Source organism: Mucilaginibacter xinganensis (assembly GCF_002257585.1).
Lineage (GTDB): Bacteria > Bacteroidota > Bacteroidia > Sphingobacteriales > Sphingobacteriaceae > Mucilaginibacter > Mucilaginibacter xinganensis.
Genome location: NZ_CP022743.1, coordinates 3,069,267 through 3,092,069, shown reverse-complemented (window position 1 = coordinate 3,092,069; position 22,803 = coordinate 3,069,267). Strand labels below are relative to the sequence as shown.

The following is a 22,803-nucleotide window of genomic DNA, read 5'->3' as shown; positions in this document are numbered from 1 at the left end:
TTATTTTTTGCAAATAAAACATAAAGAAAGCGAAACGCCAATTTGTTTTTGGGAAAAGGGTTCTAAAGTTGATGGTTACTGTAAAGATTAACCACTTACAACTGATAAAATTAAGGTAGTTAAAACAGGTGTATTTTTAAATACAAAAACTTTTATCGCCCAAAACTTATTAAGGCTAAACTACATCAAAAATCCGCCGCCAAGCAGATCGTTGCCTTCATAAAAAACCGCAGACTGGCCAGGTGCAATCCCTGATACAGAATGATGGAAATCAACCTTCATGTGCTGGCCCATTTGCACGATAGTGCTTTGAGTGCCCGCATCCTTATATCTTATTTTAGTAACCGCTTCAATCGGTTCTGTAATGGTTTCGTATTTAACCAGGTTAAGGTTTTTAACCCATGCCTGTTTGCGTTCCAGTTCATCTGCAGTCCCCAATACCACGGTATTAGTTTCTGGCTGAATGTTGGTTACAAACATAGGATGGCCCAGGGCAATGCCCAAACCTTTGCGCTGGCCTATGGTATAAAATGGATACCCCTTATGTTTACCTACTATGGTGCCATCTGTTAAAACAAAATTACCACCGGCAACTCTTTCTTCAAGGTCTCCTACTTTATGTCTTAAAAAGGCCCGATAGTCGTTATCCGGCACAAAGCAGATCTCGTAGCTCTCGCTTTTTCCGGCTAATTCAATTTGACCCATATCCATGGCCATTTGCCTGATTTCTGGCTTCGAGAAACTTCCCAGGGGAAATTTTGTACGGGCGAGATTTTTTTGTGATACGCCCCAAAGGACATAAGACTGATCCTTGTTCTCATCTTTACCTTTCGAAATTACATACCTGCCATTGTCCTGTAAACGAATATTGGCATAGTGCCCTGTTGCAATATATTCGCAATCCAATTTGTCAGCGCGTTTTAACAGCGCCTCCCATTTAATATGAGTATTGCACAAAACGCATGGGTTAGGAGTGCGCCCAGCCAGATATTCATCAACAAAATTGTCGATTACAAAGTCACCGAACTCACTTCTTATATCTAATATATAATGTGGAAAGCCATAACCTACGGCAAGTGCGCGTGCGTCGTTAATGCTGTCAAGGCTGCAGCAACCGGTTTCTTTTGAACTTCCGCCGGATGAGGCGTAGTCCCAGGTTTTCATGGTGAGACCAATTACTTCATAGCCCTGCTCATGCAGCATAACTGCCGCCACCGAACTATCAACCCCTCCGCTCATCGCCACTAAGATCCTGCCGTGCTTACTCATAATTTTGCAAAGATAACTTTTTGATTTTTAAGTAAGCCTTGTGTTGGTCAAGCTACCGTCAAATGAATGGATTTGAAAAATTTACAAATTAGTTTTTATCAATTTGTATTTAATATCAAATAGTTATAGATTTCATATAAATTTAAAGTTTGACGAGTAATCATAGTTTACGGCGTTCTGATATGCCCGCTGCCTTTTACAATCCATTTGTAACTGGTTAATTCTTCCAGTCCCATGGGCCCCCTGGCGTGTAATTTTTGCGTGCTTATTCCAATTTCTGCCCCCAGCCCAAACTGTGCACCATCAGTAAAAGCTGTTGACGCGTTTACATAAACAGCAGCGGCATCAACCTGGTTTAAAAATGTTTCTATCCTTACCGCATCCTCCGATATTATCGCTTCGCTATGTTTAGATCCATACAAAGCAATGTGCTCCAGCGCCTCTTCAAAGCTTTCAACAACTTTCACAGCCATTGTCATAGCCAAAAATTCGGTTCCAAAATGTTCGGGCCGGGCGTGATTTAAACAGCCATCCGAATAATGGCCCTTAAGAATGGTAAAAGCGGTTTTATCGGCGTAAAGTGCTACTTTTTTTTCACCCAAAGGTTTTACCAGTTTAGGCAGATCTCGCAGACGGCTGTAATGTACAATTAAACAATCAAGCGCATTGCATACGCTTACCCGGCGGGTTTTTGCATTAAATACAATCGCGGCTCCTTTTTCTACATCGCCAAATTCATCAAAATAGGTATGTACTATGCCGGCACCTGTTTCAATAACGGGTATTTTGCTATTGTTCCTGACATGATCTATCAGCGACTGGCTTCCCCTGGGGATCAATACATCTACATAGCCAACAGCGTTTAGTAACGCATCAGCCGCTTCGCGCTCAACAGGGAGCAATATTGCGTTATTTACATCAATTTCATGATCTGATAAAACCTTGTGAATAACCGAAATAATAGCTTTATTTGAATAACCTGCATCACTGCCTCCTTTTAAAATACAAACGTTCCCGGTTTTAAAACAAAGCGAAAAAACGTCGAAAGTGACATTTGGCCTGGCTTCATAAATAACGCCGACTATACCAAGCGGTACCCTGACTTTGGAAATTTGTAAGCCGTTAGGCATTGTTTTATCAGAGAGCGTCAGCCCCAGGGGGCTTTGCAATGCAGCTATATTCTGTATCTCTTTTGCTATATCAGCAATACGTTCTGTTGTTAATTTTAAACGATCATATTTTGGATCTTTTTTATCCATCAGATCAAGATCGCGTTGATTTTCCTGTAATAAATAATCAGTTTGCGACAACGCCTCATCTGCAACCGCATTCAAAACACGGTTGATCGTATCAGGAGCGACAATTTTCCGGCCGGCGGAACGGGCATTCTCAAAATATGACTTATAACTATTTAACATTCCAGGTAAAGATAATCATAATGTATCAGCGCTTTTTGATTTTTTTGTCCCATCATTTCGGCAGCTTTGTCAGATCCATATTCTGCAATACCTAAACCAATAGGCTTACCCGTTTCGTCAACAAGCTTAATAATTTCACCTTTTTTAAAGGCAGATATAATATTAATTACACCCACCGGGAGCAGGCTTGACGCTTTTGCAGAGGTAAGCGCAGCTTTTGCACCTTCGTTAACCTGCACTATGCCTTTGGCAAAATTGCCTGCATGCGCTATCCATTTCTTTTTCCCGGATGCCGATCTGTTTGGTACAAAATATGTATGTGCAACCTTGTTATCAAGCACATCCACCAGAATATTTTCCTTTGTGCCATTAGCTATATGAACTGCAATTCCTAATTGGGCCGTCTTTTGAGCCATGTTTGATTTGGTGATCATACCGCCTCGACCAAACTGAGAGTGCCCGGTACTTACAAAGGTTGAAAAATCAATAGGTTTTCCACTTACTTCCTCAATTACTTTTGCGCCCTCTATATCCGGGTTGCCATCAAAAATACCATCTACGTTAGTTAACACAATCAGCGCCTGGGCATTCAGCATCGAGGCAATCAGGCCGGCCAGTTCATCGTTATCAGTAAACATCAATTCGGTAACCGACACCACATCGTTTTCATTTACCACCGGGATAACATGATGCTGCAAGAGGATCTTCAAACAGTTTTTCATATTCAGGTAATGCAGCCTGTCCCTAAAATCTTCTTTAGTTACCAATACCTGCGAACAAAGAATATTATACTTTTCAAACTGCTGGGCATAAGTGTTGATCAGCTTAACCTGGCCTATAGAGGCAAATAACTGCCTGGTAGCAATAGAATCGAATTTTTCTGAGATAGTGATTAAACTTCTTCCTGAAGCTACAGCCCCGGATGAAACCAATACCACTTCAATACCCTTTTTTTTAATTTTAGCAATTTGCTCAACGAGGTGATTAATACGATTGTGATCAGGCAAACCATCCTTTTGGGTCAATACATTCGACCCGATCTTAATAATGATTCTTTGGTAATTATAGGCCATCTATGATAATAAATGGTGCAATATAAGGCAAAATATGTTAAAAATTGCGGTTTTTATATAATTTAGGGTAAAGTCAACAGTTATTTAGGGGTAAATTAACTTTTTTGTACTTATTTTATCTATAAATTGGTATAAAATATTATAATTCCATCATTTATTAATCTAAAATAGGTTACTTTAAAGTGATTTCGGCACGGGAAAACGATCATCTTACTTCCAAGCTCTCCTCCAATAGGGTTGAGGCAAAGCGTGATTTTGGGTATCTACACGCCGGCAAAGCGTTCCATTTTTATAAACGGAACACCCGGAACAAAGTGAAAAATACTGATTATCAATTATTTAAGTATTTATCAAGGATTAAAAAGATATAAGTGACTTATAATCAGAATGTTTCACTAATTATGATATCGAACTGAAGTTAATTTATCGCATTAACTTATGTATCCTTTCACGTATTCTTTAGTAAGCTCTTGCTTTGGGTTTAGCAAAACTTCTTCAGTCGGCCCAAATTCAATGATCTTACCCATGTAAACAAATATGATATAGTCCGACACCCGGCGTGCCTGCCTGAGGATATGCGTTACCAATACAATAGAGTATTTTTCTTTCAGGCTGATAAATAGATCTTCAATTATCGCTGTCGAAACCGGGTCAAGTGCAGAGGTCGATTCATCTCCTAAAATAATTTCCGGGCCAACTGCAAGTCCGCGTGCCAGGCATAAGCGCTGCTGCTGACCAATTGATAAACGCGTAGCAGAAGTATTTAAACGGTCTTTTACTTCATTCCATAACCCAGTGGCTTTTAACTGTTCCTCAACCAGTTCATCAAGTACCTGCCTTTTACGGATACCATGAATGCGTGGCCCGTAAGCTACATTGTCGTAAATTGACATCGGCAAAGGATAGGGGCGTTGCGAAAGCAGTCCCATTTTTTTGCGGATATGGGTTACTTCGGCATTGGGATCGTAAATATCTTCACCATCAACTAAAACCTTGCCTGTAATTTTAACATCGGCGGTATTATCCCAAAGCCGGTTAAATGATTTTAATAATGTTGTTTTACCGCAGCCCGAGGGCCCTATGATAGACGTTACTTTTTTGTCCGGAATATTTATATTGATATCCTTTAGTATATGCTGGTTACCTATGTGCACATCCAGGTGTTGTACGCTAATATGTGGAGTTTTAGTCATTTCAGATCTTATGTTTTGAAAACCGTTTTATCAGAATATCTGATAAAACGGTGATTATTAATACAATAATTGTTAGGATGAGCGCTGAAGCGTAACCCCGGCCCTGCACTTCTTCAACCGGGCTGCCTAACTGAAAAAATATAGCAAGCGGCAAGGTAGCAGCAGGTTCATGTAACGATGTAGGGACGTTATCGCTAAAGCCGGCGGTAAACAATACCGACGCAACATCGCCAATGGCCCTGCCGAATGATAACAGGATGGCTGTGAAAATTCCCGGTCGTATTTGCCTCAATACCACTTTAGCCGTTTCCCACCGCGTTGCACCAAGTGAAAGGGCTGCATCACGCAATTCAAACGGCACAGTACGGATAACTTCGTCAAGGGTGCGTACCAATATTGGGATAACCAGTAAGGTTACCGCTATAATACCGCCTAATAGCGAAGCTCTCAAACCGAAATATACCATAATCAGGAACCCAAAGGCGCCGTATACTATAGACGGAATACCAAACAATACATCAAATGCCATGCGGATAGTATTTGATAGAAACCTTTTGCCGTCCATGTACAGGTTAATATATATAGCCACCGGGATGCTTATTACCAACCCAAGTATGGTTGCGCCGCCTGCTACATAAAATGAGCCTATAATTGCATTTAGGATGCCACCTTCTTTTCCAATATAAAAACCACCGCCCGGTGTTTTGGTTACCATATCCAGGTTCATATAGGGCACTCCCTTAAAAAAAATGGTGCCCACTATCAGGAAAAAGCTTCCCGCAACAATTATAGTGGCCAATACCATTAGCACACGGAAAAACAACTCTTCAAATTTTCTTTTTTTCACGCGGAAAGTCTCCTTTCCAACCGGGATAATATTACCCGTGATATGATGTTAAACAATAGGATAATTATAAAAAGAAGCAGCGCTGCAAACATTAGCGCCGAATCATACAGGGGAATTGAAAGCATCTCGCCATAATTATTTGCAATAAGCGCAGGCAGCGGGTATCCCGGATCAAACACCGAATGTGGTACAGCTGCATTATTACCACAAACCATTAGTACAGCTATAGTTTCGCCAAAAGCACGGGATATCGCTAATACCGTTGCTGCAATTATTCCAGGCAAGGCTTTGCGCAGGATCACCTTTTTTATAGTTTCCCATTTGGTAGCGCCAAGTGAGAGTGACGCGTCTTTAAGTTCCTGCGGAATAGTTCGCAATACTTCACTAATGATGCTTACTATCAGCGGGAAGATCATCACTGCCAAAACAATTCCACCGGCCAAAACGCTGTACCCTGTTGAAAATTCAACAAAATGAGGTGCGATATATATTTGAATGAGCGGAATAATAAAAAGCACCCCCCAAACACCAAAAATTACAGGTGGGATACCGGATAATAGATTTACAAAAGGGGTAAGCACCCGCTTGATTTTTGTTGGCGCGTACTCAACAATATAGAGCGCAGTAAGCAGGCATAGCGGTAAAGCAATTATTATGGCTATTGCAGTTACCCATAATGTGCCCATTATAAACGGAAAAAAGCCAAACAGGCCTTTCAGTGGTTTCCAGATGCTTGAGGTAATGAGCTCTCCCCACGACAGCCGATGGATAATTGGAATGGATTTATAATATAAGCCAATCCCTATTATCACTAATAAAGAAACTGATGCCAGTGTAAAAACCAGCATCAGTTTTGATAATATTTTATCTTTAATTAAGCGTGTGTTCATCTTAGTTGATTGAGTTGATCAAGTTTGATTGGGTTGATTAAGTTGGAGTTGTCCAGGACTAGCCACTCGCTCAATCAACCCATTCAACTCAGTTAACTTTCTTTAGTTCCTCCTGGATTTTTGCTTTTGACAGCGCTATATATCCGTTTTCGTCAACATCTTTTTGGCCGGTGGTTAAAACAAACTTTACAAATTCAATCAATTCTTTCTTCTTTGGTTTTCCTTTAAATAAAAAGCCAAGATTACGCGCCGGCGGCGATGGGTACTTACCTGCGGCAATTGCATCTGTCAATTGGTCAACAGTGTCATAAAAATTTTCGTCAGCATCTATTTTACCGTTGCCATTTACATCAATTGGCAACGCATGAACACCCGCAACCTGTTTACGTGTCTTTAAATCGTACAGGTAGGCTATGTTATTATACCCTATACCTGTCACGTCTTTCTTTACGGCCTGTGCCAACCCGGGATCGCCATAAACGCCTACGCCCAGTAAATCCTCCTGCTTTTTACCGAAATACTTTGCCCAGGTTTCTCCGGCACCCGCAGCATCTGAACGATTGTAAACATGGATGGGGACAGATACTTTACCTGCTACCTGGTTCCAGTTTTTGATATTGCCTGTAACAAATATGTTCAGGAACTGATCGCGCTTAACGCCTTTCGCTAATAATGCTGCGGCATCAGGGTTAGCCGTGTTAAAAGTGGGCAACACGGCGTCCTTTGTTACATAAATGGTGTATGCACCTTTCTTAACCTCAGCAGGATCAATATCCCGTGAAGCCAGGCCAATATCCACCAGGCCAGACAATGCGTCGGTGATCCCTTTACCGGCGCCCCCGGCCGAAATGTTGAACTTAACATTTGGATGAATCTTTTTAAATTCATCGGCCCACTTTACCGTAATAGGGTATAAGGCAAATGCTCCCGATATGCTAATGGTTCCCTCCAAATCGTCAGCTGGCTTAGGGAAGTTACGTTTGGTGAAAGAAGAAATAGTTGTTATGGTAGCCAATGCAACTGCGCCGGCAATCAGCGCCCGTTGTCTGAATATTGTGTTTTTCATGATGTTTAATTTAAAATACTATTTGTAATTGAGCATTTAACAGGTTGTTTTTTACCTGCGTTAAAGTTTGTTCTCGGCGGATAGTGTAATCAACGGTAAGCCTTGTCCAGTCGTTAAAATAATAGTTTACGCCGCCGGTGTACCAGTTGGTACGGTCAGTTAAACTGGTTTGAGTTGGGTCGTAGCTATCATATTTCGCAGCAAGCTGAAGGTGTTTTGGCAGGATAAAATAAGCGGCTTGTCCATACCAGCCTGATCTTTTTATGGTACCATCGGTGCCTTTATCATATTCGGCGGTTAGCGATAATGCCTTCCAAACATAGCGGGCATCAATACCGGTACGGTTTCTTTTTTGATTGATAGCGGGCGTTCCGTAGTTACCCTGCCCGTTATAAAAATCTGCAGACACAGATAGATTTTTAACAGGGTGGATGCTCAGCCTTCCGCTCAGGTCTTTGTGGTTATTGTTATCTCCCGTTACATCATACCCGGCACCGTTAAACAAACCCAATGAATAGTCAAATAAATAAAAGTCATCGATTTTTGCGAAACTGCCGCTAACCTGAACCCCGATATCGCGACCGTTTGAATTTCCGATTACATCTTTAGTCCTGGAAGCAAGCGCCTCAACTACCTGCGATCTGTCAGAAAACTCCAGTTGCGAATCGGATGTTAAACTTTCTACAGAGAAAGGAATTTTAAACTGGCCGGCTGAGAATTTTAAGTAATCGGCAACGGTGTATGCCACAAAAGCATCAACCAGTTTTACGCCCGTACCGCCAAATTCGGTGTAAATATCGTACGACCAGCTATCGGTTATGTTACCACGCAAATCAAGTCGTACACGGCGAAGGTCAAAAGAGTTATTGACGGTTGATTGTTCAAATCCCTGGTATCGTGCCTGAACGAGGCCGCTTATTTGCAGGGCCTTTCCTATGGAGATGCCATGGCGGTTTGCTAAGCTCTCTTTTTTTGCCTGTTCTTTAATTGCCTCATCGGCACGAATAGAATCGGCTTCCTGTTGCGTTAAAACATTTTTTTTGATTAGAAGATTCAAGAGATCTTCAGTTTGCTGTGCTTTTGAAGCAAGTGAGCTGAAAAGTATGCTTAATAGAAATACAGTTCTGATTACGTAAGGTAATTTCATTTGTTGTTTTTAGACATGAAAGTTTGGGTGAATACTATGAATTATGCGTTTTGAAAGGAAATATCAACAACAACACATGTATAATTTTGAGGCTTGGAGATAAGGGCCTGCATTGTTGGTTAAGTACAGGTTAAGTTTTAAAGTTTTCATTTTTTGTTTAATGTATATTATATCTACCTATTTAGTAGTGTAAAGATATTGTTAATTATTTTTATTTACAACTTTAAAGGAAAAATATTTGAATATTTATTGGCAATATCCCCTTAATTTTAATTTGAACTACTTTTTTAATGTCAAAGCAATTGTTTTTCTTTAATGCGTTAAATGTTTTTTTTACTTTACTACTAAGAAACTTATTACTAACATCAGCGGTTCTTTTATTTCCGGGAATTACTGCGGAAGCTACTGTTTTCAGAATACCCAATGTTGCAAGAACCTGGAATGCGGGTGCAGCGGAATTGTTCCCTTTTCCGGTAATTTTTAAAAGAACCTATATTTTACCTGTACAAATCTTAGATACAAGCAATACCGCCAACACTGATACTGTAAATGTAACTCATGACTTATCGGCAGATGCAAGTCTCACCAATCTCACCATAAGTGGGGGCACACTCAGCCCGTCATTTTCAAGCATCCTAATCAATTATACCGCAACTGTTACTGATATTAAAAGAAATCATATTATATACACTATGGGCGATAGTATTACTGCGTTTGATGAATACCAGTCCGCTCTTTCATCATTATTAAATAATGTTTTCACAATTGTAAACCTCGGTCTCGGAAGTGACATAACTAATAACATGATTAAAAGATTTCCGGAGGTTACAAATGGATCTGGCGAATATGTAATTATAATGGCTGGCGTCAATGACATAAAGAATGGCGTTTCTTCTTCTGGCGTAGAAAAGAATTTACAAACAATGTATAATTTAGCTCATAATGCCGGTTTAAAAGTAATTGCCCTTACAGTAACCCCGTTTAAAGGTTATGGAAAATGGACATCTAAAGCGCAATCTGTAGAGGACGAAGTGAACGCATGGATACCCGGAGCTGCGAATGTAGATTACGTTATTGATACTTATTCTGTTTTGGTTGATCCTGGAAGTCCGAATCAAATGTTGCCTTTATATGACAGGGGAGACCACTTGCACCCAAATTTAAAAGGTGAAACTAAAATAGCTGAAGCAATTTATTCCAAAGCTATGTTTACGCCGAATCTGACATCTGATCTCAACAATGCTACTATAGAAGTAACGCCAACCACAGCAAATGGTGCTGCTAAAGTGGCAGTGAATGGTGACGGACTCATATCAGGATCCTTATCGAAAAGCCTGCCTTTAAACATGGGCGAAAATATTATTAAGACAGTGGTAACCGCTCAGGACGGCTTAACTACCATGACTTATAATTTAAATGTAAAACGCACGTTATCATGCAACGCAGATCTTGCAAATATTGTACTTAAATCGGGCAATTTATACCCATCGTTTGCAGCAGGTACAACCAATTACACCGCTTTTGCCAGTAACAGTACACTATCTCTTACAGTTATGCCGGTGACACTTGATAGTGGGTCCAAAATAGCGATTAACGGGACGCGTGTATTGTCAGAGCAGGGATCTTTATCAATTTCTTTGGTGGCGGGTCCTAATGCTATTTCAATAAAAGTAACGGCACCTGACGGTATTTCGACTAAGACCTATAATTTAACAATAATTAGAACCCTAAATAATCCGGTGATAACTTTTCCGGTGTTGCCCGTTAAAAACTATGGGGATCCCGATTTTATAATTGCAGCTACAAGTTCTGATACCCAAATACCTATCAGTTACACCAGTGATAATGTAAAAGTAGCAACCATTATTGGAAACAATGTTCACATTACAGGCGCTGGAACAGTCAATATTACAGCGGCTCAGCTGGTTGATACTAATTACACTGTTGCAGTCGGCGTAAGTCGTAGTTTAACTGTAAACAAAGTGAGCCGCACACTTACGTTCAACGAGATAAGAACCAAAATATATGGTGATGAAGATTTTGATGCCAACGCGACAGCCAGTTCAGGTGAAGCTGTAATTTATAAAGATTATAACCCATCAACAATTAACATAGTTAATGGTAAAATACATATTGTTGGAGCAGGCACAACATCCATAACCGCTACGTTGGACTCTAATACTAACTACGATAATATTCCGGTTCAAAGTAGAACTTTAACAGTGAATAAGCATAATTTAAATGTAATTGCTGATAATCAGATCAAAAAATATGGTGACGATAATTTACCTTTTATTATAAGTTACAAAGGTTTTGTAAATAGGGATGACGTTACAACGTTAACCAGTCAATCTATAGCATCAACTGCCGCTACAGTCGTGTCGCCTATAGGTAAATACGATATAACACCAACAGGTGCAGGTTCAAACAATTACACCTTTAATTATGTAAAAGGTATTCTTGATATTATACCTGCTACACGTACACTCTTATTTAGTACAATAGAAAACAAAACCTATGGCGATGCCGATTTTGCTGCAGGGGCTACAGCAAGTTCAGGCGAGCCCGTCATTTACAATGATTATGATCGGTCATTGATTAATATAGTAAATGGCCAGGTACATATTATCGGGGCGGGCATCACCTCCATAACAGCAACTGTGGCACCTGATAGTAACTACACTGATATACCATTTCAAAACCAGGTTTTAAATATAAATAAGGCCAATCAAACAATAACTTTTAAGGATATCCCCAGGCAATTAGTCGGAACATCTTATGGATTGGAAACTATTGCGACGGCAAGTTCAGGCTTACCAGTTAAATTTGTTTCATCAAATTCTGATATTGCCACGTTATATGGATCAGATTTAAAATTGTCCCATCTGGGCAAAATTTCTGTCACAGCATTACAAGATGGTGATTTTAATTACAAGCCCGCATTAAGTGTAACCGTGCCTTTGGAAATAACCGATGCCGATGGCGATGAAGTAAGAATCCGCCCGATGTTGTCGCCCAATGGTGACGGTATAAACGATTTCCTTGAAATAGATGGAATTCGAAGTTACCCTGATAACACGGTAACAATAATTTCCAGGAGTGGAGAAATAATATATGAGGCGAAAGGATATAATAACAGTACCCAGGCATTTGATGGACATTCAGGTAAAACAGGCGCATTGCAGATAGCCGGTACCTATTTCTATTTGATTAAATACATATCAAATGGACAAATAAGGCGTAAAACAGGTTTTTTGGAGTTACGATATTGATATTTTTAAGTATCCTGCCTGGATTTACAAATAGCACAGTAACGGAAAAAATCAAAACCCGGCGCAAGCCGGGTTCTGCCAACTATTTATCACTATTGTATTTGAATTATATCAGGGAGCAATGGCCTGCCATGTTTTGGGGCCAACAATACCATCGGGCACCATATCGTGTGCCTTTTGAAAGGCCCTGATAGCGGCCTCGGTTTTAGGGCCTAAATTACCATCAGCGGTGAGGCCAAGTCTTGTTTGTACAATTTTAACCAGTTCAGGGTTGTTATCCAGGCCGCGCCGCAATGTCGCCCTTGCAGGTTTGGAGGCGGTAGCAGGTGTAACAGAAGGGATCAGGGCTGGAGCGGGGGCGGTACCGTTTAATATATCAGTTACCGCTACCCTAAAGGTATCCATATCAAAGTCAGGATCTGATTTGCGCCCTTTAGGCAATGCATATTCCTTGTGCCCGGCGCAGGAAGAAGCATCTTTGCCGATGTGGTTAAGTATGGCAGCAACGCCGCGGTGATAAGCTTCCAGTTGAATGGCCGGCCACGGAGTATCATCGTGCCCACCGGTATTTTCGGCTTCAATGCCTATAAAGTGCGAATTACCGCTCGTTGTGCCTTGCCACTCGCCGGCACCAGCATGAAAACACCTGCCCGCGGCAACTATGTAATAGGTTCCATCGCGTCCAAGACCAAGCTGTGCCAGCGGACCCGACAGATCGGGCCGACCAACAATCAGCGTTTTAAGCGTCGGCATATTTCCGCTGTTTTTGCCGGGCGTTGCCGTATGATGGCAAATTACGCCGCGCACTTCGCTCATTTCGCCGTGGCCCCGGCTTTCCCAACCTGGCGATAAGGCCACTTTTAAACCGGCGTTTATTAAAACATCCGGCAGCCATGTTAATGAAAATGCCATTATTGTATTCCTCCTTTAGATTCCGGCAGATCTTCATCTCCCGTTAAGTCTGTTGCATCTACGTCGCATCCGTCTGCTTCGCTGTTATCGGTATCCGTTACAGGCGGGTTATCACGCGGTGGTGGTGTAAAGTCCCCGGCCGCGTTGCCATCTTCGCCTCCCGGAGCTGCTCCGGTGCCACCTGTTGTCGAAGTTGTCGCTACCTCCGGTAGTTTGTTTAATGTTTTTACTTCTGCTGTCTTTTTTTGTACCGCTGTTATACCGGCATCAGCCGCAGCCTTTACCGTTTCTGTAAGAGCCGGTACCGCAGCAGCCGTGCTGCCACCTTTGCTATCTCCTTCCGCTTGTGACGGGCCATTATTGATATTAATTACCGGCGCAGGGGGTGTTTGAGGATCCCGCGATGCTTCGTTGCCGCTCTTTTCATTAGGTTTAACGGTTGAACGGATAATCATAACCTTGTTTAGCATGTCAAACCAAAAAGGAGCGCCGAGTGTGGCTGCAAAGGCAGTAATAAGCCAACCCAATAGCGGTCCGGCAAACGTATTCCAAAAGCTATCAGGCTCCTTTGGATCCATTCTTGCCGATGTAAGCGCCTCATTATCCCAGCCCAAAGGAAGTTTTAAGGTATCAAGCGTTGCCTGAGCGTCCTTATAACCTACTGTTTTATTGGTGTCTTTAGCCGCCGACTCTGCGCTGGCTACCAGCATTTTGCGCTGTGTATCGTTTTTTGCAAGATATTTTACTACCTTAATGGTGTTTACATTTAACGCAATAGTTACTATAAGGGCGATCCATAAAATAATCCACTGTGTTGAACGCTTGTACCAGCCCGACACCCTGTCCATACCACTATTGTACCAATCTTCAATACTGGCCTGTACCTTATTAATGTCGCCTTGCGCATTATCAATGGCGTAGAGCAAGATTTGCTGCACGGGGCTGTTTGGCATGTTTGTAACGTTTTTGCGGATGCCGTCTAACGTAATAACCGGGCTTCCGGTAGTAGCTTCGGCTGCTGCGACATCAGTTGCATCATCGCCGGTAACGCCCCTGGCTGCAATATCCAATAGGGCAACGGCAAAACTTTTTGATGGAATGTAGGAGGGGAGGTTCTTGCCGCTGGCCATCAGGTCAGGGCCTTTATCGCTATCGCCGCTTTCTCCTTTTTTATACTCACCATTAAAAAGGCCGAATATCAGGGGGTGATTGTAAAAAGCTTTGGCAAGGCCGGTGCCGTCAGTGTCATGCAGTAATTGACGGATTCCCCGTTCAAGGTAGGCCGCACGGGTTTTAAGTTTAGCCTCAATTCCTTCGCGGATGGCTGTACAAATTGTGCTCACCAGGATAAATACAAAGATTAATCCCATAGCAACCTCCAGAATGTTTGATCCTAACATATTGGTGCGATTAAGTTTATAGGTGATGTATCTGTTTAAGTATGCCTTACGGATAGTTGGTGCTCAGTAATATATTATTAGTGATATTAGGTTTGATATTATTATAAATAAATATCTGACAAAATATATTGATTAGCAAGTGTTTATAAATATTTATTTTCAGCAGAGGCTTAGCCACACTAAAAAAGGCAATTGTGCCTCAAAATGAGTTAAAGCATTTATTAAAAAGCATTAAGCTTAATTAATGACTGAGTCTAAGTAAACAGTAATTTTTGCTTACCCCAATAACATAGTTGTTTTAATAGCACTTGGTCTCCATATATTACTTAACCTTAATAAAATATTGAGGCTGCATTAATCGGTCAGATAGTTATATTTGCGCATTACTGTTTCTATTTATGATAAAATTATTTGTGGGGGGCTTCCCGCTTGATTTCACGGAACTTGACATAGCGATGCTCGTTGGGTTGCATGGTGACATAAGCACCATTAAAATTGTACGCGACAAAAAGACCCGGATTTGCAAGGGTTACGCCTTTGTTGAAATGGTTGATAAAGATGGTGCCGAAAGGGCCGTTGAAGCACTTGATGGAACCGAAGTTGGCGGCAGGCAGTTAAACGTTAAGATCAGGGAAGAAAAACCAGTTGTACCTGTACGTGGTTATTCGTCAGCTCCGAGGCCATTTTCCAGCGACGGAAACAGGGGTAACAGCAGCTTTGGCAGTAGTAATAATAGCGGCGGCAGTTACGAGAAAAAGAAACGTCCCCGCAGGCCTCTTTAAACACCAAATTCCAAAGCAAGGCTTTTTACAGCTTCGTCATAACTCATGTTTTCCATTGCCATTACAAACTCAATAGGTCCGCCTTCTTTGCCGCAGCCAAAACATTTGAAGATGTTCTTAACAGGCGATACCATCAATGAGTCTGAATGATCTGCATGAAAGGGGCAATTTCCTTTTAAAATCCGTCTACCTTCTTCAAGCTTAAGGTGTCGTGAAATAATCCTGGTTATATCCGTTTGTGTTTGTATAAATTCTGGCGACATGGTGTATGCTGCAAACATAAGCAACCTTAACTGTAGCGCAAACCTAACCGGTTGATTGTTGAAAATTTAAGTGTTGTTGGCAAATAGTTAGCAATCTCCACAATAAATAATCTTAACTATTATATTAGCCCTACCTTCACCAGGTGGAGCTGATATTTGATGAAATGATTGATAGTTACCTAACCAGTAGTGTAGGTATCTCTAAGGACTTTTTAAGCGTTCTGCTTTGCGGCCATTTAACGCAAAACCTGCACCAGCTTTATAACGGAGGACAACTGCTTTTCGCTGGCACCGGGAATAATAAGGTGGTGAATTTTGATACTTTGTTAAGGAGTGATAAGATATACTGGCTGGACAGACTGCATAATGATCCGCATGAAAACGCCTTCTTCGATTTGGTTGACCTGTTTGTGGCTTATTTGAACCGTACTTGCTACGCAGGTATTACCGGGTACGAATTTCACTATGCTTTATACGAGACAGGCTGTTTTTACGGAAGGCACCTCGACAGTTTCAAACATAACGGCAACCGCGCCTTTTCCATGATCATGTATCTGAATAAGGATTGGGTGAAGGCAGATGGGGGTGAGCTAAGGATTTATCAACCTGGAAATTTACAGGATATTGAACCTCAAAACGGCAAAAGCGTTTTTTTTAAAAGTACTGAACTGGAGCATGAAGTATTAAAAACAAATAAGCCCCGCATGAGTATTACCGGCTGGCTTAAAACCGATTAACCCTGCCCCGTATAAAGTCGCCCTTGTTTTTTGAATATAATTCTGTTTAAACAACAGAAAATGAAATATCTTAGACCTTTTATTAGCTTCAATTTCACAATGAAAAAAATTCTGTTCAGTATTTTCTTGCTCCCGCTGGTCGTTTTTAACTCATTTTCACAGCAGTTTGAAGTCGGTTACGCCACCGCTGCATCTGATCAGCCTTTTACCGGCTATGTTATATTGTACATGTCGAAAGATAGTAAGATTCCTAAAAGCGGGATGATTGGGTTTGGATCTACAGCCTATTTTTCAGTGTACGTTAAAAATTTAAAACCGGGTGCAACCGTAAAAATTGATGATAAAGCTACTTCGTATCCTGTTGCTTTGTCAGATCTGGAACGCGGCGAGTATTACGCACAAATAGTATGGGACAAAAACCTGGGCGGCCGCTCAATAGCAGAAAGCCCCGGAAATATTTACAGCGACCCGGTAAAACTTACTGTAGATAAAAACACAAAAACAAATTACCACCTGTTTGCCGATAAAGTGATCCCGGTATCGGAATTTAAAGAAACCCAGTTTGTAAAAGAATTGAAAGCACCCTCTGCGCTATTAAGTAAATTTCATGGCAAACCCGTAACGGTTGATGCCGCCGTTATTCTTCCTAAGGAGTATTTTACTGAAACTAACCGCAAATTCCCGGTATTGTTCAAAGTGTCGGGGTTTGGCGGCGATTATCACCGTTATTCGGGGTCGGTTACACCCGGCAGCCCTATTGACACCATTCCCGTAATAACAGTTTATCTCGATGGAAACTGCCCTTTAGGACACAGTGTGTACGCCAATAGCGATAACAACGGTCCGTGGGGAGATGCGCTTACAACGGAGCTGATTCCGCAGTTGGAAAAGCAATACCGGTGTAACGGTGCGAAATTGTTGACAGGCCACAGCAGCGGCGGCTGGACTGTAGCCTGGCTGCAAACCCATTATCCAAAGGTTTTTGACGGCTGCTGGTCAAGCTCTCCCGACCCGGTTGATTTCAGGAGTTTTCAGAAAATTAATTTATATACCGATAAAAGCATGTTTTACGGTAAAGATAGCACCTTAAATAATGTAGCAACTATAGCCGGTTTTTTTCCATGGGTAACCATGAAGAACATTTACAAAGCCGAGCAGGTGATTTATAGGGGCGAGCAGATGCATTCATTTAATGCGGTGTTCAGTAAAAAAGGAAGCGATGGCTGGCCGCAAAGTATATGCAACAGCGTTACAGGCGAAATTGACACCGCTGTAGTTTCACACTGGAAGAACTACGACATCTCCCTGTATTTAAGAACCAACTGGGCACAGCTAAAGCCTGATCTTGATGGTAAGCTGCGAATTTCTGTAGGCAGGCAGGATAATTTCCTGTTGAATTATGCGGTAACCATGTTGGAAGGGGAGATGAAGAAATTAAACTCAACTTTCCAATTTGCCTATTACCCTGGTGATCATTTCACGGTTTCATCACCTGAGTATATGAAAGATGGCAACCAGTTCCTGGCATTAAAATACAAGGAGTGGTTAGCTAAAACAAAATAAATAAGCATAAAAAGTACATTTATATGAGTGTGGAAGGTTTTTAGGCCTTCCTTTTTATTTGTTTTGAGTTTTAGGATGGCTAAAGCCCCGTGCATATTAAAAGCTGTGATATTATAAAGACAGATAAAAATTATTTAATAACGATTCCCTATTGTAATACTTAGCCATTACGCTTTGATCATCATGTGTTTTCTCCTGTTAATTTAAATTCGACAATTGAAAAACAGGAGTGCTGTTAAAGCGTTTATAATTCAAAATAGCCACAACTATTTAAAGGGGGGGATGATGATGGTCAGGTAAATAGCTGATTGTTATCATTTGCTAAATAGAGCGTGCTTTTTACTTTTGAGCATCGAAATTTTAAGCCGGCTGTTTAATTTTAATAAGTATTTATCGGAAAAATTATGTTAGGAGAACTAAATAACGAACAAATTGAAGAGTTATTAACTAACCAGGCAGTTGGCAGGATAGGTTGCCATTCTGGTGGCGTAACCTACATTGTTCCGATAAATTATTTATATGAAAATTCAGTGGTTTATGCTCATTCAGCCCAGGGAATGAAGATCGAAAAGATGCGGGAGAACCCCGATGTATGCTTTGAAGTGGATAAAATTGAGGCAATTGTGAACTGGCAAAGTGTAATTGCCTGGGGTAAGTTTGAGGAAGTAACCGATATGCAAGAACAGGAAGGCGTGATGCGAAAACTCATTATGAAAGTGATGCCATTGATGAACAGTAAAACAAACCATCCCTCGCATGGCATTACTGCGAATGAAAGCGATATTGGCAACAAAAAAGAACTAATAGTTTATAAAATAACGTTAAACCATAAAACCGGTCGCTTTGAAACAAGTTAAAACACTTTGAACAAAATATACTAACTACCTGCTGGTAGTCCTTACTTTTCTTTCCTTTTTAGATTATGACATTCGTCATGATTATAAGTAACAATCGTCATTTATAATTACACCTGTTAATTACATTTTTGTAACCACGGTGCTTATCTCCGGGTAAAATTATCGTTTTGTATCTCCAATTTAAACAATGCCTGTATTGTTATGCCAGAAATTGAGCTGTTTAAAGCAGTTATTGAAAATGTTGTTGATGGCATTATAATCATCGAAAGGAATGGGTGTGTGTTATTGGCGAACCCTTCCGCTTGTAATTTGTTCGGCTACACAAATAGCGACTTAAAGGGCCAGAATATCAGTGCACTTATGCCAGGCAGAGATGGGGCCCTGCATCAAAATTACATTGAACTTTATGAAAGTACCGGGAGAGCTAAAATCATCGGGAAGGGCAGGGAAGTGGTTGGTAAAAAAAAGGATGGATCAACTTTCCCGATGCGGCTGGCTGTAAGCGAGTTGAAATATAACGGTAAGGTTATGTACACGGGTGTGATTCACGATTTGAGTCATAGAAAAGATGCCGAAGAAAAAAGGCAGCACTATACTGCCGGCCTTGAGGCAATTATTGACGAGCGGACTAGCTTTCTAAACAATATAGTTAAAACCCTCGAACAGGCAAAGGAGGAGGTTTATACCTCATTGTTGAAGGAAAAGGAGGTTAATAAATTAAAAACTCAGTTTGTTTCTATTGCATCACATGAGTTTCGTACGCCGCTCAGCAGTATCCAATTGTCAGCTTCGCTGATTGAACGCTACTTTGATAGTTTGAATAAAGCAAAAATATTCAGCCATATCAACAAAATTAAAAACGCGGTAAAATATTTAACGGCTATTTTAGATGATTTTCTGTCGGTAGAAAGAATTGAAATTGGTCAATTGGAGCCTCAGTACAAAGACGTTAATATGGTTGAGTTGATGACAGACATTATACAGGAAATGAAGGCACAGGTTAATCCGCACCAGGTAATTAATTATGTACATAACGGTATAACCACTAAAATAAAACTCGATAGTAATCTGCTTAAACATTGTATTTACAACCTGTTATCAAATGCCATAAAATATTCCGGCAGCTTTGGTAAAATTGCTGTTGAAACAGAAATAAATGATCAAATGTGTCGAATCTCTGTAACGGATAATGGTATCGGCATTCCCAGGGAAGACCAGGATCACCTGTTTGAGGTTTTTTTCAGGGCCGGCAACACGGGTGAAATCCAGGGCACCGGATTAGGATTAAATATTGTAAAGCGATATGCTGAGCTAATGAACGGCAAAGTGACTTTTGAAAGTAAAGAAGGCTATACCAATTTCAATGTAATTTTTCCTTTAAATACTTTGCTGTTGCCGGATAATGCCGGTGATATTTAAGTGACGTAAATCACAGATTTGACTGACCGGAATCATGGTTTAGTTGCGTATTACTGCTGAATTTTACATCACAAACTTAAAATATTACTCCTATGTCAACTTTAGTAAAATCAAAAAAAAAGGGGTTCCCATCATTAGGATCAATGATGGAAGATTTCTGGAATGCAGACAAGTTTTTTAATAAGCCCTTTTTCGATGGTGAAACATTGCCTGCCGTTAATATTATTAACAAGAAAGGCCATTACCAATTAGACCTTGCTGCGCCGGGTTTTAAAAAAGAAGATTTTAAGATCAGCACTGATGGCGGGGTGTTAACCATAAGTGCCGAAACCATCTATGAAAAAAATAAAGAAAATGAAAATTACACCCGCAGGGAATTTTCGCGCTCTTCATTCACCAGGATATTTAACCTGCCCGAGAATGTAAAAGAAGATGATATTAACGCAAAATATCGTGATGGTTTATTGAGCGTTGAATTGAAAAAGTCGGGAAAGGACTTACCGGCACATAGAGAAATAAAAATAGACTGATCCCCGGTTAATATCCAGGTTTTATTTGCCGGGATATTAAATCAAATTCTGCAGCCTGCTATCCTATTTAGCATAATAAATTAAATCACATGGAAACCCTACTGATAGCTACTGATTTTTCGGCCAATGCTAAACATGCCGCCAATTACGGATATATGCTTGCTTCAAGCCTCGGTGCAAATTTAATTTTATGCAACTCGTTTATTGTCCCCGCCGAAGTCCCTGATGCAGGTTTTGTAACCTGGCCGATATATGAATACGATGAGCTGCTGAAAGATAACGCGAATGAATTGACTTTGCTTAAAAATCAGTTGGAACAGGCGGGTAGCAAACATGTTTTTAAGCCACATATTAGCTGTGTTAACGAAGTTGGTGCTGTTGCTGACGTTGTAAATGCAATAGCTGAAAAAAATAAAATAAAACTTATAGTTGTAGGTACCCACCTGATAAATGGGTTAAGCCAGTTTTTAATAGGTAACCATACCCGCCGTTTAATTGACGATACAACCCGCCCTTTGTTGCTGGTACCGGCATCAACTACTATCACTCCCATAAAAAAAGTGGCTTTTGCTACAGATTTTAAAGACCCCGAAAAGGAAATGCAGGCCATTTATGAATTGATAAACCTGATCAGGCCGCTAAACGCCCAGGTGCTGGTTACACATATTCATGATGAAAAAAAACATACTCCTGTATTTGAAAAATGGTTGGGCAGTTTTCTTTCTGAAATTTCGGAGAAGGCTAATTACCCGCATCTCCATTACCGGGTTGTATTAGCCGAAAAACCGGACGGCGCGCTTGATTGGTTATGCGAACATGGCCATATTGATGTTTTAGCGATGATGCACCGGAAGCATAGTTTCTTCGAAGGGTTGATAAACGGCAGCCATACTCAAAAAATGGCAGGCCACATTAAAATACCTTTGCTGGTGATGCCCTCCCACTAAAAAACTAATCCGTTATAAACCTTTTTTTAAAGATATTACGGTATGAAAATAAACAAAGAATGGCACTTAAAACATCCCATGCCTTCAAACCCAACTTTTGAACAACGGGTTGCATGGCACCTGGAACACCAAAAAAACTGTTCATGCAGGCCCATAACAGGAAAGCTGGCGGACGAGATGAAAAAAAGAGGCGTTAAATTTTAATAAAATGCCAGATGAGCATTGTTCTTTGCTATGATCTGTTTTTTTCAACAGTCATTGCAAATGCCGCTATCGTTTTGACATTTCAGGCGGACTTTCCGTCTGCTGTTATTCAATTTCTAAAACATTGGTATTACTTATCAAATTACGCCGGAAAAACCAATAGCGGGATTTTCTGATCCGCCAATTCTTTCCTGGTTTCGCTATGTGTAAACAGCCTGCCAAAAAATGAGCGTTTATTATGAACCATTGCTAACAGGCCGGTTTGGTTTTGTTTGCACAGGTGGTTCAACCTGGATGCAACATCTTTTCCGCGGACTTCGATATAAGAAATTGCCGTGTACCTGGACCTTGCTACGTGCTGAACGAAATGCATTTGTTTTTCTGTTTCTTCAGCATCTTTAATTCCTGGTTCAACAACATGTGCTATCTCAATTTTATAGTTAAACAGTTTTGCAAGTTTAACCAGGTAGTCCATTGCTTTTATATCAACATCATTAAAATCAGTAGCAAAGGTCACTTTATCAATTTCTTTGGGGTTTGTTTTTGACGGTACAATTAATACCGGGCAGGTTGCATGTTCAATTACTGAATTTGTATCATGTCCCAGTAAAAAATCATCCGGTTTGTTTGAACGGGACCCCATCACAATCATTTCAATGCTTTTTTGATGGGTAATCTCTGCAATCCCCAGCCATAGATCGTTGTCGCCCGACTGCCAGTTTATAGTTGGTTTTTTATCTTCCGGATCCAAATTTTCGGAAAGCGCCTCCAGGTTTTCAACAAGCAAAGCAAGGTTATCTTTACTGTGATTTTGTTTCTTTACAAACTCTTCAACAATCCATGACCCGCCTGCGTAAGAATCAATGTTAGGATAATCAATATATGTATTGTATAATAAAAGATTTGCGTGAAGTTTTTCGCTAAGTATTAAGGCGGTAGTTGCCGCGTAGCTGGCGTTGGTTGAAAAGTCGGTGGGTACAAGAATGGTTTTCATAGTTTGGTTGTTAGCTTGAT

General features: G+C 40.8%; 21 protein-coding genes. 9 read left to right on the top strand and 12 right to left on the bottom strand.

The genetic code is table 11. The features are described from left to right. Positions 1–180 precede the first annotated feature (180 nt). The 8 genes from mnmA to MuYL_RS13580 all read right to left on the bottom strand — a co-directional run bounded on the left by mnmA (position 181) and on the right by MuYL_RS13580 (position 8,903). Positions 181–1,269 carry a tRNA 2-thiouridine(34) synthase MnmA gene (gene mnmA / locus MuYL_RS13615; RefSeq protein WP_094571099.1) on the bottom strand — a complete coding sequence of 363 codons (1,089 nt, stop codon included), beginning with the start codon at positions 1,267–1,269 and terminating at the stop codon, positions 181–183. Between the two features lie 167 nt (positions 1,270–1,436). Continuing rightward, positions 1,437–2,687: a glutamate-5-semialdehyde dehydrogenase gene (locus MuYL_RS13610; protein WP_094571098.1), complete on the bottom strand. Its 1,251-nt coding sequence runs from the start codon at positions 2,685–2,687 to the stop codon at positions 1,437–1,439. Next, on the bottom strand, positions 2,681–3,760 hold the full coding sequence (gene proB / locus MuYL_RS13605) for a glutamate 5-kinase (protein WP_094571097.1): 1,080 nt from the start codon (positions 3,758–3,760) through the stop codon (positions 2,681–2,683). Before proB ends, MuYL_RS13610 begins: the two co-directional genes overlap by 7 nt. Positions 3,761–4,191: 431 nt before the next feature. Continuing rightward, positions 4,192–4,953 carry a phosphate ABC transporter ATP-binding protein gene (locus MuYL_RS13600; protein WP_094571096.1) on the bottom strand — a complete coding sequence of 254 codons (762 nt, stop codon included), beginning with the start codon at positions 4,951–4,953 and terminating at the stop codon, positions 4,192–4,194. 1 nt (position 4,954) lies between these two features. After that, positions 4,955–5,800, bottom strand: a complete 846-nt coding sequence (pstA, locus tag MuYL_RS13595) for a phosphate ABC transporter permease PstA (protein WP_211710140.1) — start codon at positions 5,798–5,800, stop codon at positions 4,955–4,957. After that, complete coding sequence (gene pstC, locus MuYL_RS13590; protein WP_094571094.1) at positions 5,797–6,690, bottom strand: phosphate ABC transporter permease subunit PstC; 894 nt, start codon at positions 6,688–6,690, stop codon at positions 5,797–5,799. Before pstC ends, pstA begins: the two co-directional genes overlap by 4 nt. A gap of 88 nt (positions 6,691–6,778) precedes the next feature. After that, positions 6,779–7,756, bottom strand: a complete 978-nt coding sequence (locus MuYL_RS13585) for a PstS family phosphate ABC transporter substrate-binding protein (protein ID WP_094571093.1) — start codon at positions 7,754–7,756, stop codon at positions 6,779–6,781. A 10-nt stretch (positions 7,757–7,766) separates the two neighbouring features. Continuing rightward, positions 7,767–8,903, bottom strand: a complete 1,137-nt coding sequence (locus MuYL_RS13580) for a porin (protein WP_094571092.1) — start codon at positions 8,901–8,903, stop codon at positions 7,767–7,769. A 290-nt stretch (positions 8,904–9,193) separates the two neighbouring features. Here MuYL_RS13580 and MuYL_RS13575 point away from each other — a divergent pair, with 290 nt between their 5' ends. Then, complete coding sequence (locus tag MuYL_RS13575; protein WP_094571091.1) at positions 9,194–12,175, top strand: cadherin-like beta sandwich domain-containing protein; 2,982 nt, start codon at positions 9,194–9,196, stop codon at positions 12,173–12,175. Positions 12,176–12,286: 111 nt separating this feature from the next. Here the strand turns inward: MuYL_RS13575 and MuYL_RS13570 are convergent, their stop codons facing one another. Both MuYL_RS13570 and MuYL_RS13565 read right to left on the bottom strand, forming a co-directional pair. Further along, on the bottom strand, positions 12,287–13,087 hold the full coding sequence (locus tag MuYL_RS13570; protein ID WP_094571090.1) for a peptidoglycan recognition protein family protein: 801 nt from the start codon (positions 13,085–13,087) through the stop codon (positions 12,287–12,289). Next, the gene (locus MuYL_RS13565) at positions 13,087–14,457 is read right to left on the bottom strand and encodes a hypothetical protein (protein WP_211710139.1); all 1,371 of its coding nucleotides are present in this window, start codon (positions 14,455–14,457) and stop codon (positions 13,087–13,089) included. Before MuYL_RS13565 ends, MuYL_RS13570 begins: the two co-directional genes overlap by 1 nt. 428 nt (positions 14,458–14,885) lie before the next feature. Between MuYL_RS13565 and MuYL_RS13560 the strand changes: the two genes are divergently transcribed. After that, positions 14,886–15,269: an RNA recognition motif domain-containing protein gene (locus tag MuYL_RS13560; protein WP_094571088.1), complete on the top strand. Its 384-nt coding sequence runs from the start codon at positions 14,886–14,888 to the stop codon at positions 15,267–15,269. On the opposite strand, the gene MuYL_RS13555 is transcribed toward MuYL_RS13560, so the two are convergent. Next, positions 15,266–15,550, bottom strand: a complete 285-nt coding sequence (locus tag MuYL_RS13555) for a CHC2 zinc finger domain-containing protein (RefSeq protein WP_094571087.1) — start codon at positions 15,548–15,550, stop codon at positions 15,266–15,268. The two genes, MuYL_RS13560 and MuYL_RS13555, sit on opposite strands and share 4 nt — an antisense overlap. 125 nt (positions 15,551–15,675) lie before the next feature. On the opposite strand from MuYL_RS13555, the gene MuYL_RS13550 reads away from it, so the two are divergent. From MuYL_RS13550 to MuYL_RS23460, 7 genes are all read left to right on the top strand, one after another. Then, on the top strand, positions 15,676–16,269 hold the full coding sequence (locus MuYL_RS13550; RefSeq protein ID WP_094571086.1) for a 2OG-Fe(II) oxygenase: 594 nt from the start codon (positions 15,676–15,678) through the stop codon (positions 16,267–16,269). Between the two features lie 99 nt (positions 16,270–16,368). After that, entirely contained in the window at positions 16,369–17,832 is a 1,464-nt protein-coding gene (locus tag MuYL_RS13545) for an alpha/beta hydrolase-fold protein (RefSeq protein WP_094571085.1), read from the top strand. 404 nt (positions 17,833–18,236) lie between these two features. Then, positions 18,237–18,689 (top strand): pyridoxamine 5'-phosphate oxidase family protein, encoded by a 453-nt coding sequence (locus MuYL_RS13540; RefSeq protein ID WP_094571084.1) that lies wholly within the window; start codon positions 18,237–18,239, stop codon positions 18,687–18,689. Between the two features lie 201 nt (positions 18,690–18,890). Further along, positions 18,891–20,108 (top strand): PAS domain-containing sensor histidine kinase, encoded by a 1,218-nt coding sequence (locus MuYL_RS13535; RefSeq protein ID WP_094571083.1) that lies wholly within the window; start codon positions 18,891–18,893, stop codon positions 20,106–20,108. A gap of 92 nt (positions 20,109–20,200) precedes the next feature. After that, positions 20,201–20,638 carry an Hsp20/alpha crystallin family protein gene (locus MuYL_RS13530; RefSeq protein ID WP_245845539.1) on the top strand — a complete coding sequence of 146 codons (438 nt, stop codon included), beginning with the start codon at positions 20,201–20,203 and terminating at the stop codon, positions 20,636–20,638. An 89-nt stretch (positions 20,639–20,727) separates the two neighbouring features. Beyond that, complete coding sequence (locus MuYL_RS13525) at positions 20,728–21,585, top strand: universal stress protein (protein ID WP_094571082.1); 858 nt, start codon at positions 20,728–20,730, stop codon at positions 21,583–21,585. Positions 21,586–21,627: 42 nt separating this feature from the next. After that, complete coding sequence (locus tag MuYL_RS23460) at positions 21,628–21,789, top strand: hypothetical protein (RefSeq protein ID WP_170309753.1); 162 nt, start codon at positions 21,628–21,630, stop codon at positions 21,787–21,789. A 142-nt stretch (positions 21,790–21,931) separates the two neighbouring features. Here the strand turns inward: MuYL_RS23460 and MuYL_RS13520 are convergent, their stop codons facing one another. Continuing rightward, positions 21,932–22,783, bottom strand: coding sequence for a universal stress protein (locus MuYL_RS13520; RefSeq protein WP_094571081.1), 852 nt, complete (start codon positions 22,781–22,783; stop codon positions 21,932–21,934). Between the last annotated feature and the right edge of the window lie 20 nt (positions 22,784–22,803).

Coding starts and splice junctions, on each gene's coding strand:
- mnmA (WP_094571099.1), bottom strand. CDS start 1,269: ATGAGTAAGCACGGCAGGATCTTAGTGGCGATGAGCGGAGGGGTTGAT.
- MuYL_RS13610 (WP_094571098.1), bottom strand. CDS start 2,687: ATGTTAAATAGTTATAAGTCATATTTTGAGAATGCCCGTTCCGCCGGC.
- proB (WP_094571097.1), bottom strand. CDS start 3,760: ATGGCCTATAATTACCAAAGAATCATTATTAAGATCGGGTCGAATGTA.
- MuYL_RS13600 (WP_094571096.1), bottom strand. CDS start 4,953: ATGACTAAAACTCCACATATTAGCGTACAACACCTGGATGTGCACATA.
- pstC (WP_094571094.1), bottom strand. CDS start 6,690: ATGAACACACGCTTAATTAAAGATAAAATATTATCAAAACTGATGCTG.
- MuYL_RS13585 (WP_094571093.1), bottom strand. CDS start 7,756: ATGAAAAACACAATATTCAGACAACGGGCGCTGATTGCCGGCGCAGTT.
- MuYL_RS13580 (WP_094571092.1), bottom strand. CDS start 8,903: ATGAAATTACCTTACGTAATCAGAACTGTATTTCTATTAAGCATACTT.
- MuYL_RS13575 (WP_094571091.1), top strand. CDS start 9,194: ATGTCAAAGCAATTGTTTTTCTTTAATGCGTTAAATGTTTTTTTTACT.
- MuYL_RS13570 (WP_094571090.1), bottom strand. CDS start 13,087: ATGGCATTTTCATTAACATGGCTGCCGGATGTTTTAATAAACGCCGGT.
- MuYL_RS13565 (WP_211710139.1), bottom strand. CDS start 14,457: ATGGGATTAATCTTTGTATTTATCCTGGTGAGCACAATTTGTACAGCC.
- MuYL_RS13560 (WP_094571088.1), top strand. CDS start 14,886: ATGATAAAATTATTTGTGGGGGGCTTCCCGCTTGATTTCACGGAACTT.
- MuYL_RS13555 (WP_094571087.1), bottom strand. CDS start 15,550: ATGTTTGCAGCATACACCATGTCGCCAGAATTTATACAAACACAAACG.
- MuYL_RS13545 (WP_094571085.1), top strand. CDS start 16,369: ATGAAAAAAATTCTGTTCAGTATTTTCTTGCTCCCGCTGGTCGTTTTT.
- MuYL_RS13540 (WP_094571084.1), top strand. CDS start 18,237: ATGTTAGGAGAACTAAATAACGAACAAATTGAAGAGTTATTAACTAAC.
- MuYL_RS13535 (WP_094571083.1), top strand. CDS start 18,891: ATGCCAGAAATTGAGCTGTTTAAAGCAGTTATTGAAAATGTTGTTGAT.
- MuYL_RS13530 (WP_245845539.1), top strand. CDS start 20,201: ATGTCAACTTTAGTAAAATCAAAAAAAAAGGGGTTCCCATCATTAGGA.
- MuYL_RS13525 (WP_094571082.1), top strand. CDS start 20,728: ATGGAAACCCTACTGATAGCTACTGATTTTTCGGCCAATGCTAAACAT.
- MuYL_RS23460 (WP_170309753.1), top strand. CDS start 21,628: ATGAAAATAAACAAAGAATGGCACTTAAAACATCCCATGCCTTCAAAC.
- MuYL_RS13520 (WP_094571081.1), bottom strand. CDS start 22,783: ATGAAAACCATTCTTGTACCCACCGACTTTTCAACCAACGCCAGCTAC.